This window comes from Cellulomonas sp. IC4_254 (genome assembly GCF_011603975.1).
Lineage (GTDB): Bacteria > Actinomycetota > Actinomycetes > Actinomycetales > Cellulomonadaceae > Cellulomonas.
On sequence record NZ_JAANNB010000154.1, the window covers coordinates 1 to 9,514 of the forward strand.

9 protein-coding genes, 1 tRNA gene and 1 pseudogene are annotated in these 9,514 nt (G+C 76.8%); 4 read left to right on the forward strand and 7 right to left on the reverse strand.

Features of this window, described 5'->3' with window-relative positions; genetic code table 11:
• Positions 1-134 precede the first annotated feature (134 nt).
• From G6556_RS14100 to glp, 6 genes are all read right to left on the reverse strand, one after another.
• Positions 135-1,166 (reverse strand): bile acid:sodium symporter family protein, encoded by a 1,032-nt coding sequence (locus G6556_RS14100; protein ID WP_346774907.1) that lies wholly within the window; start codon positions 1,164-1,166, stop codon positions 135-137.
• 27 nt (positions 1,167-1,193) lie between these two features.
• The gene (locus tag G6556_RS14105) at positions 1,194-2,675 is read right to left on the reverse strand and encodes an alanine/glycine:cation symporter family protein (protein ID WP_166942586.1); all 1,482 of its coding nucleotides are present in this window, start codon (positions 2,673-2,675) and stop codon (positions 1,194-1,196) included.
• A gap of 311 nt (positions 2,676-2,986) precedes the next feature.
• A tRNA-Ala gene (locus G6556_RS14110) sits at positions 2,987-3,059 on the reverse strand.
• Positions 3,060-3,119: 60 nt separating this feature from the next.
• Entirely contained in the window at positions 3,120-4,265 is a 1,146-nt protein-coding gene (locus G6556_RS14115; protein ID WP_166942589.1) for a hypothetical protein, read from the reverse strand.
• Positions 4,266-4,415: 150 nt separating this feature from the next.
• The gene (locus G6556_RS14120; RefSeq protein WP_166942592.1) at positions 4,416-5,021 is read right to left on the reverse strand and encodes a GNAT family protein; all 606 of its coding nucleotides are present in this window, start codon (positions 5,019-5,021) and stop codon (positions 4,416-4,418) included.
• Positions 5,021-6,244 carry a gephyrin-like molybdotransferase Glp gene (gene glp, locus G6556_RS14125; RefSeq protein ID WP_166942595.1) on the reverse strand — a complete coding sequence of 408 codons (1,224 nt, stop codon included), beginning with the start codon at positions 6,242-6,244 and terminating at the stop codon, positions 5,021-5,023. The genes G6556_RS14120 and glp overlap by 1 nt, the downstream gene beginning before the upstream one ends.
• Positions 6,245-6,347: 103 nt before the next feature.
• Between glp and G6556_RS14130 the strand changes: the two genes are divergently transcribed.
• The gene (locus tag G6556_RS14130; RefSeq protein ID WP_166942598.1) at positions 6,348-6,986 is read left to right on the forward strand and encodes a 5-formyltetrahydrofolate cyclo-ligase; all 639 of its coding nucleotides are present in this window, start codon (positions 6,348-6,350) and stop codon (positions 6,984-6,986) included.
• A gap of 194 nt (positions 6,987-7,180) precedes the next feature.
• A pseudogene (locus tag G6556_RS20255) lies at positions 7,181-7,273 on the forward strand (FmdB family zinc ribbon protein); the annotation flags it as partial.
• A gap of 62 nt (positions 7,274-7,335) precedes the next feature.
• On the opposite strand, the gene G6556_RS20260 reads toward G6556_RS20255, so the two are convergent.
• Positions 7,336-7,479, reverse strand: a complete 144-nt coding sequence (locus G6556_RS20260; RefSeq protein ID WP_346774908.1) for a hypothetical protein — start codon at positions 7,477-7,479, stop codon at positions 7,336-7,338.
• A 170-nt stretch (positions 7,480-7,649) separates the two neighbouring features.
• Between G6556_RS20260 and G6556_RS14140 the strand changes: the two genes are divergently transcribed.
• Positions 7,650-8,393, forward strand: coding sequence for an SAF domain-containing protein (locus G6556_RS14140; protein ID WP_240934521.1), 744 nt, complete (start codon positions 7,650-7,652; stop codon positions 8,391-8,393).
• Positions 8,394-8,433: 40 nt separating this feature from the next.
• A complete protein-coding gene (gene mscL, locus G6556_RS14145; RefSeq protein ID WP_166942603.1) occupies positions 8,434-9,030 on the forward strand; it encodes a large conductance mechanosensitive channel protein MscL in 597 nt (198 codons plus the stop codon).
• The last annotated feature ends 484 nt before the right edge of the window (positions 9,031-9,514 follow it).

Genomic DNA, 9,514 nt, shown 5'->3' on the forward strand with positions numbered 1-9,514 from the left:
CCGGGCGGGCCCGGGGGCCCGGAGGCCGCACCGGACCCGGGTGCGCCCGGGGCCGACGACCGGCCGCTGGTGGGCGCGGGCTCCCCGCGCTGACCCGGGCGCCCCGGCCGCTGCTGCCGCCGGGGCGCCCGCCGTCAGGCGCGGGCGACCACCGGGTCGGGCTCGGGGTCGGTGGCCGCGAGCCGCCGCGCCAGCACGGCGCAGGTCGCGAGCTGGAGCTGGTGGAACACGATCACCGGGAGCGCCACGCCCGCGGCGGCCACCGGCCCGAACAGCACGTTCGCCATCGGCAGGCCGGTCGCCAGGCTCTTCTTGGACCCGCACATCAGCAGCGCGATCCGGTCGCCGCGGGACAGCCGCAGCGCGCGCCCGCCGCTCCAGGTGATCGTCAGCATCGCGGCCAGCAGCACCGCGCACACCGCGACCAGCACGACCAGCACCCCTACCGTCAGGTCGTCCCACACGCCCGACGCCTCGGCCTCGGACACCGAGCCGTACGCCACCAGCAGGATCGTGCCGCGGTCGGTGATCAGCGTGACCGGCTTGTGCGCGCGGACCCAGGCGCCGATCTTCGGCTGCAGGACCTGCCCGACGACGAACGGCAGCAGCAGTTGCAGCAGCGTCGACCCGGCCGACCCGCCGACGGGACCGCCCGCGCGGGACATGAGCACCCCGACGAGCAGCGGCGTCAGCACGATGCCGAGCACGTTCGACACGGTCGCCCCGGTGATCGCGCCCGCGACGTTGCCCCGGGCGATCGAGGTGAACACGACCGAGGACTGGATGGTCGACGGCAGCAGCGACAGGTAGAGCAGGCCGGTCTTGAGGTCGGCCGGCAGCAGCGAGTCCGGCAGCACCTGCACCGCGAGCCCCAGGACCGGGAACAGCAGGTAGGTGGCGGCGAGCATGCCGCCCTGCAGCCGCCAGTTCTTCAGGCCGTCCCAGACCTCGCTGGTCGCCATCCGGGCGCCGTAGAGGAAGAACAGCAGGACGACCGCCGCGGTCGTCACGTGGTCGAGGCCGGTCGCGAAGCCGCCGGACGCGGGGGCGAACAGCCCCAGGAGGAACACCGCGACGATCATGACGACGAGCGGGTCCACCCACGTCTTGGTCGCGGACCAGGCCCGGGACCACCGGCCCGGTCGGGACGGGATCGCTGCAGGCACCGGGTCATTCTGCCACCGCGCCCGACGCTAGCGGCCGCCGCCGACCCGCCCCGCGCGCGCGGGCCCGCCCCCGCGCACCGACTCCTCGTCCTCCCAGCACTCGACGCCGGTCACCCCGGCGGGCAGCCGGGCCCGCGTGAACACCGGGTCGAGCCCGTCCCGGCGCTGCGCCGCGTAGTCCCCCAGCAGCGCCAGCCCCAGCCGGGACAGCAGCAGCAGCGCCACGAGGTTGATCAGCGCCATCACCGCCATCAGCCCGTCCGCCAGGTCCCACACGAGGTCGGCGCTCGCGACGGAGCCGGCGAGCACCACCACGACGACCAGCAGCCGGAAGGTCCGCAGCGTCGACCGGCGGTCGGAGATGTACCGCAGGTTCGCCTCGCCGTAGTAGTAGTTCCCGAGGATCGAGGTGAACGCCAGCAGGAAGATGATCACCGCGAGCAGCACGCCGGTCCACGACCCGAGGGTGTCCGCCAGCGCGGTCTGCGTGAGGTGCACGCCGCGCGGCGCGTCGGTGAGGTCCGGGCCCGGCACCAGGATGATGAACGCGGTGATCGAGCAGACGAGCCAGGTGTCGAAGTAGACGCCGAGGGTCTGGACCAGGCCCTGCTTCACCGGGTGCGTGACGGCGGCCGTGGCGGCGGCGTTCGGCACCGAGCCGAGGCCGGCCTCGTTCGAGAACATGCCCCGCCGGACGCCGGTCATGATGATCGTGCCGAGCGTCGCCCCCGCGACCTGCGACCCGCCCCAGGCCTCCGTGACGATCGCGGCCAGGGCGGCCGGGACGCGGTCGGCGTGCATCGCGACGACGACCAGGCCCACGAGCAGGTAGACCAGCGCCACCAGCGGGATCGTCGCCTGGGACACGTGCGCGATCCGCCGCAGGCCGCCGAAGATCACCAGCGCCGTCAGCAGCGCGACCGAGGCGCCCACGAGCCACGGCACCCAGCCCGGGGCCGTGTCGCCGCCGGTGACGCCGACCACGGTCTGCGCGAACGTGTTGGCCTGCAGCGAGTTGAACGCGAACGGGAAGCAGACGATCAGGATGACCGCGAACAGCACGGCCGCCCGGCGGCTGCCCAGGCCCCGCTCGATGTAGTACGCGGGACCGCCGCGGAACGACCCGCGGTCGCGCACCTTGAACAGCTGGGCGAGGGCCGACTCGACCAGGCTGCTCGCCCCCACGAGGAACGCCATCAGCCACATCCACAGCACCGCGCCCGCGCCGCCGACCGCGATGGCCGTGCCCACGCCGGCGATGTTGCCGACGCCCACCCGGGACGCCGCCGACAGCGTGAACGCCTGGAACGCCGAGATGGACTGCGGCCGTCCGCTCGCGTCCCGCGTGCTGGGCTCGCGGAGGGTCCGGACCATCTCGGGCAGCCAGCGCAGCTGCGCTACGCCCGACCGGACCGTCAGGTAGAGCGCGACGCCCACCACGACCGGCACCAGCAGCCAGGTCCACACGGCGTCGCCCAGCTGGCCCACGAGCTCGGCGATGCCGTCCATCCGCGACTCCCTCGTCCCACCGCGCACGGACCGGCCCCGGGCGCCGTCCGAGGATGGCCCCGCGGCCGGACCTCACCGTGCCGCGGGCCGGACGTTGAGTGGCGGGCGACCGGGACCGGCGACGGGGACTAGGTGCTCCGGGCACCGGTCGTTGGGTGGCGCCGGGCCGTGGCCTGAGTGGGCCGGCCGGCGCGCGACCGGGGGGCGAGCCGGGCGGCGGACCCGGGGACGGGTCCGGGACACGGGTCCGGGGAACGAGGCCGGGAACGACGAAGGCCCGGGATCCGTGATCCCGGGCCTTGCCTTCGAGGTGGAGCTGAGGGGATTCGAACCCCTGACCTTCTCATTGCGAACGAGACGCGCTACCAACTGCGCCACAGCCCCTTGAAGCGGTGATCAGCCTAGCACCCGTTCCGGGGTGCTCACGACACCGCTGGTCGCGACCTACGCGCCGGCGGCTCGGCGCCGGGCGAGGACGGCGTTGAGGTCGATCGACCCGGACGGCTCCTCCGACGCGGGGGCCGTCGTGCCGACCGTGCTCGTCGCCGCCGCACCGGTCGCCGCCGGGGTCGCCTCGGCGCCGGGGGTCGTGGGCGCGGCGGGGGCCCCGGGCGCGGTCGGCGCCGCGGTCGACGTCGGGCCGTCGGTGCCCGTCGCGGCCGCGGGTGCCTGGGCGGCCGTGGACTCGTCGGGGGTCGCGGTGCTGCGGCGCACCGGCGCGGCGTGCGTCGAGCCCTCGACCTCGCCCAGCGGGGCGGGCTCGCGGCGCGGCGCGGGCGCCTTGGTGGCGTACGTCGGGCGGGGCACGGCGACCGGCGTCCAGGTGTCGCCCTCGCGGCCCCCGTCCCGGACCCGGGTCGACGTACGGACGGGGACGTCGGCGCGGACGCGCTCGATCGCCTGGGTCTCGGTGAGCGAGGGGTGGACGGCACGGCCGGCGGCGCCCTGGCGACCCGGGCGCGCGGCGCGCTCCCGCAGCGGCGCGGTGGCCTCGTGGATCCGGCGCTGCCACTCGTCCTCGGCCAGCCGGCCCTGCACGACGGCGCGGCGGCCGAGGCCGAGCACCCCGGCGAGCAGCACCGTCGGCACGACGCCGGCGAGCACGCCGAGCGCGGTCACGCCGACGACGACCCACCCGACGACGGTCGCGGCGAGCAGCGCGCCCGCGAGCGCGCCGCGGCGACGCGCGGCGGCGCCCCGGCGGGCGGTCGCGGCGGCGTGGGCGGCCTGCAGCTGCGCGGCACGACGGGCGGCGTCGGCGCCGATCCTGTCCTGGGTCCCGTGCGGTCGGTCCACCTCGGCCCCTCCCCTCTCCGTCGTCGCGAGCCGGTTCCCCGTCCCCGGGGTGAGCAGCCCGGCCCGCTTGTCCACCGGGCCGCAGTCCTGCCGGACCCCGCCCGCCACCTCCGCGCGCCGCCGGCGCCCGGACCCCTCGGGGCCGGTCACGGCGAGCACCCGCAGGGCGTCGGAGAACCGGTCGTCGGTCCGCGACTCCAGCAGCTGCTGCCGGTGCCGCAGCTTGTGCGGCACCAGGTACGCGATCCACAGGCCGACCACCACGAGGGCGGCTGGTCCGGCGAATTCGTACACTCCACGACGGTAGGCGCGGCGCAGGCACCGGCCCCGGACCCGTCGCGGCGTGTCGAGCGGCGTGCCGCGTGAAAATCACATGGATGTCATTCGGCGCGCCGAGGACAGCCTGCCACACCCGGACGAACCCGGGCAGAGCGGACGGATCGGTCAGACGCCGCTCGAGCGACCGGCGTGCCAGCGCGCGAGCAGCCCCCGCGGCACGTCCTCCGTCGTCAGGGCGAACGTCCGGTGGTCGCACCACGCGCCCTGGATGTGCAGGTACCGCTCGCGCAGCCCCTCGTCCCGGAACCCGAGCTTCTCGACCACGCGCAACGAGGGCCGGTTCTCCGGGCGGATGTTCACCTCGACCCGGTGCAGCCCGAGCGCCGTGAAGCAGTGGTCCGTCGCGAGCGCCACGGCCGTCGGCGTGATGCCCCGGCCCGCGACGTGCTGGGCGACCCAGTAGCCGATCGACGCCGAGTACAGCGACCCGTACGTGATGCCGGAGACCGTGAGCTGCCCGACCAGGTCGCCGGCGTGCTCGATCGCGAACGGCAGCGAGGTGCCCGACCGCGCCTGCCGGTCGAGCGTGCGGACGAACTGCCCGAACGTCGGCCGCCGCCCCGTCACCGGCTCCGGGGACGTCGCGTCCCACGGCTCCAGCCAGGCCGCGTTCACGGCGCGCAGCCGCATCCACGCGGCCTCGTCGGAGCGCCGCAGCGGGCGCAGCCGCACGTCGCCGTCGGACAGCGCCACGGGCCAGCCGCGCGGCATCAGCCCTCCAGCACCAGGCAGTGCACGACCTGCCCGGCCACGACGGCGGAGTCCTGCTCGCCCACGACGGCGAGCGCGTTCGCGTGCGCGAACCCGGTGATCGACGGCACGGCCGGGTCGCCGACGGGCGTCACCCGGTAGCCCTCGCCCGGCGTCCCGACGACGGCGGCCGGCACGAACTGCCGCACGCCCGCGGGCGACGGCCAGCCCACGTCGGCCCGCGCCGTCACCGACGGGCGGAACAGGTCGGTGTGCCCGGCCATCGCGCGCAGCGCCGGGCGGACGAACACCTCGAACGCCACCTGCGACGCCACCGGGTGCCCCGGCAGCGCGAACAGCGGCACCGCGTCCGGCCCGTCGCCCAGGGTGCCGAACCCGTGCCGGAAGCCCGGCGCCATCGCGACCTGGTCGAACCGCACCGTCCCCAGCGGCGCCAGCACGTCCGCGAGCGTGTCGTGCTGCGACTCGGACAGCCCGCCCGTGGTGACCACCACGTCGGCACGCACCAGCTGGTCCTCCAGCGCCTCGCTCAGCACGGCCCGGTCGTCCGGCACCACGCCGGCCCGCACCGGGGTCGCGCCCGTGTCCCGGACCGCCGCCTCCAGCGCGTGACCCGCCGACTCGTAGACGCCGCCGTCGCGAGGGGCGGTCCCGGGCTCGACGAGCTCGGAGCCGATCGAGACGATCACGACGCGGGGCGCGGGGTGCACCCGCAGCCGCCCCCGGCCCGCGGCGGCGGCCGTCGCGAGCTGCCGGGCGCCGAGCCGGGTGCCCGCGGCGAGCAGGACGGCGCCGCGCGCGGTGTCGGTCCCGGCCGCCCGGACGTGCTCACCGGGCACCGGCACCCGGTGCAGCGCCACCCGCACGGCACCCCGGTCGGTGTCCTCCGCGGGGAGCACGGCGTCCGCACCCGCGGGCACCGGCCCGCCCGAGGCGATCCGCACCGCCTGGCCGGGCGCGAGCCGCAGCGCGGCGGGGTCCCCGGCCAGCACGTCGTGCGCGACCGGCAGCACCAGCGGGGCGCCCGGGACCCCGCCGCGGAGGTCGCCGGTGGCCACGGCGTACCCGTCGCACGCGGCGACCGGCCGGGACGGGACGTCGGCCGGCGCCACGACGTCCTCGGCGAGGATCGTGCCGGAGGCGTCGGCCAGCACCACGTCGAGCGGGGCGACCGGTCCCACCGCGGCGAGCACCGCCGCCAGCTGGTCCTGGACGGATCTCATGCCCGCATCATGCCCGCCCGGCACGGCCCGCCGCCCACCGGCCGCGCCGGTGCAACCCCTTTGGTCCTACCCGGCACCGGGGGTGTTTGCGAGACTGGGTGCCATGAGCGCCGCTGCCCAGCCGTACCCGCACGTCTCCGACGGCAGCAGCATCACCGAGGTGAAGGACGAGTTCCGGGCCGCCATCCGCGCCACCCGGCGCGCCCGGTCCCCGCGCCTGCGGGCCGCTGCGGCCGACGCCTTCGTCGACGTCGTGGAGACGATCCCCGCCCTCGCGGACGCCGGCGTGATCGCCGCGTACAGCGCCCGCCCGACCGAGCCCGACACCGGCCCGCTGCTCGACGCGCTCGCCGCCCGCGGCGCGCGCGTGCTGCTGCCCGTGCTCGGCGCCGGCCTGCAGCGCGACTGGGCGTGGTTCGCCGGCCGGCACGACCTGCTCGAGCGCGCGCCCGGCCGGCCCCCGGAGCCGTCCGGCCCGCCGCTCGGCCCCGACGCGATCGCCGAGGTCGACGTCATCGTGGCGCCCGCGCTCGCCGTCGACACCGCCGGGAACCGGCTCGGGCAGGGCGGCGGCTGGTACGACCGCGCCCTCGCGCACGCCCGCCCCGGGACGCCGATCGTCGCGCTCGTGTTCGCCGAGGAGCTCTACGACGCCGAGACCCGGCCGCTGCCGCACGAGCCGCACGACCGGACCGTGGACATCGTCGCGACGCCCGAGCGCTGGGTGCGGCTCGGGGGCTGACCGCCGGGTCGCCCGGCCGGACCTCGCACCCGCCGCAGGCACCCGCCGCGCGCGCCCGTGGGGGCGCCCGGTGAGGAATATCGCGGGCGCGCGTATCATTGGCACTCGGACACAGGGAGTGCCAGGGGCGCGGGCGGGACCGCCCGGCGACCGGCTCCCGTCCACCCAGGTCACGTCATCCGCGGGAGACAGCAGTGCCCACCTACGCCTACACCTGCACCGAGTGCGGCCACGCCTTCGACATCCACCAGTCGTTCAGCGACGCGGCGCTCACCGAGTGCCCCGCCTGCGGCGGTCGGCTGCGCAAGGTGTTCTCCTCCGTCGGCGTCGTGTTCAAGGGCTCGGGCTTCTACCGCAACGACTCGCGGTCGACCTCCAGCTCCACGACCTCCGCGAGCAGCAGCTCGTCCTCGTCGTCCGGCTCGTCGTCCACGTCGAGCGCGACCACGAGCACGACCTCCTCGACGCCCGCCGCGACGTCGTCGTCCACCACGACGGCCGCGAAGCCCGCCGCGAGCTGACGCCGGGCCTCCGGCTCCGGCTCTCGGGACCGGCGATCCCTCGCGGTCGCCGAGTCCTCCACAGCCCGCGTGGCGCGCGCCGTCCCCAGCCGGTCCCCCGGTGAGCCCGGCGGCGCCACGGGGGCTGCCTAGCGTCGGTGGCATGCCCTGGACCGACCCGCTGCCCGAGGTGGCCCGCCGCCGGCTGCGCCTGCTGACCTGGCGCGCCCGCCGGCCCCTGGCCGCGCTGTGCGCCGGGCTCGCCGCCCTCGTGGCCGTCGGGCTGCTCCGGCCCGCAGACCCGCCCACCGCCCGCGTTCCGGTCGCGGCGCGGGACCTCGCCCTCGGCGCCGTGCTCGCCGCGGGCGACGTGCGGCTGACCGACGTGCCGCTCGCGCTGGTCCCGGCCCACCTGGTGGACCCCGACCCGGACCCGGGCGCGACGAGGGGCCGGGCCGCGCCCGACGACGCCGGCCCGGGCGGGTCGGCGGTCGAGGCGCTGGTCGGGCGGCGGCTCGCGGTGGCCGTGCCCGCGGGGCTGCCGCTGGTCGTCGGGCTGCTCGTGGACGACGCCGCCGCGGGGCCGCCGGGGACGGTCGTCGTCCCGGTCCGGTTCGCGGACGCGGGCGTCGCGGACGTCCTGACGCCCGGGATGCGCGTCGACGTGGTGGCCGCCGCCCTGCACGACGGCGACGAGGCGACCCGGCTCGCCCGCGCGGCGGTCGTCCTCGCCCGCCCGGGGGCGGACGCCGGCACGGGCTCGTCGGGCTCGGGGGGTGGGCTGCTCGGCGGCGGCGCCACGGCGAGCGAGAGCGCGCCGGTGCTGCTCGCCGTCGACCCCGAGGAGTCCGTGGCCCTCAGCGGCGCCGCCGCGTCCCGGGTGCTCAGCGCGGTGATCGTGGGATGATGCGACGACATCGCCGCAGCACACCGGGGGACCTCACGGCATGAGCGACGCACTGAGCAAGGGCCTGCGCACCGCGACCGAGGGCGCCAGGGGCGCCGGCAAGGTGCTCCAGGGGTTCAAGGACTTCATCTCCCGCGGCAACGCGATCGAGCTGGCGGTCGGCGTCGTCATCGGTGCCGCGTTCGGCAGCGTCATCAGCGCGCTCCAGGAGGGGTTCATCTCCCCGCTGATCGCGATGATCTTCGGGAAGCCGGACATCTCCGAGATCTGGGTGATCGGGCCGATCAACCACGCGACGATCAACATGGGCCTGATCCTCAACGCGATCCTGCAGTTCCTGATCACGGCCGCAGCGATCTACTTCGTCATCGTGCTCCCGCTGAACAAGCTCGCCGAGCGTCGCAAGCGCGGGATCGAGGCGGAGCCCGCGCGCCCGTCCGAGGACATCCTGCTGCTCCAGGAGATCCGCGACCTGCTCGCCGCCCAGTCGACCCCGGCGCTCCGCCAGGACACGACCCCCGGGACGGCCACCACGTCCGGCACCGGCGAGACCTCCGGCGCACCCGGCCCGGCGACCCCCGGCGTCACCGACCGCTCCACCGGCACCGGCTCCCCGAACCACCCGCCCCTGGCCTGACCCCGCGCCGCGCCCGCACCGGACGCGCACACCGGGCCGACGTCACGCGCTTCACCGGGCGCGGACGACGGGCCAACCTCACGCCCCTCACCGGGCGCGGACGACGGGCCGACCTCACGCCCCTCACCGGGCGCGGACGACGGGCCGACCTGACGCCCCTCAGCGGGCGCGGACGACGGGCCAACCTCACGCCCCTCACCGGGCCCCGACGACCGGCCGACCTGACGCCCCCTCGCGCCGAGAGAGCGGCATCCCCGGGGGCTCGGGCGAGCGCGGGCTCGGGCGAGCCGCGTCCAGCGTGCCGGGGCGTCAGCGGCGAGCGTCGGTCACCAGTGCGGGGGGACGTCGCGGCGCAGGCGGTCGTCGTTCGAGTCGCCGCGGTCGTCGCCCCAGCCGGTGTCGGAGTCGTCGGCGCTGCGGCTCGGGATCAGCGGGGAGTCGTCCACCGGCCGCTTGGGTCGGTCCACGGGCTCCGGGCGCGGCT

Bases quoted from the DNA above. Each gene is read 5' to 3' on its own strand.
- G6556_RS14105 (WP_166942586.1), bottom strand. From the start codon at position 2,675: ATGGACGGCATCGCCGAGCTCGTGGGCCAGCTGGGCGACGCCGTGTGG.
- G6556_RS14120 (WP_166942592.1), bottom strand. From the start codon at position 5,021: ATGCCGCGCGGCTGGCCCGTGGCGCTGTCCGACGGCGACGTGCGGCTG.
- glp (WP_166942595.1), bottom strand. From the start codon at position 6,244: ATGAGATCCGTCCAGGACCAGCTGGCGGCGGTGCTCGCCGCGGTGGGA.
- G6556_RS14130 (WP_166942598.1), top strand. From the start codon at position 6,348: ATGAGCGCCGCTGCCCAGCCGTACCCGCACGTCTCCGACGGCAGCAGC.
- G6556_RS14140 (WP_240934521.1), top strand. From the start codon at position 7,650: ATGCCCTGGACCGACCCGCTGCCCGAGGTGGCCCGCCGCCGGCTGCGC.
- mscL (WP_166942603.1), top strand. From the start codon at position 8,434: ATGAGCGACGCACTGAGCAAGGGCCTGCGCACCGCGACCGAGGGCGCC.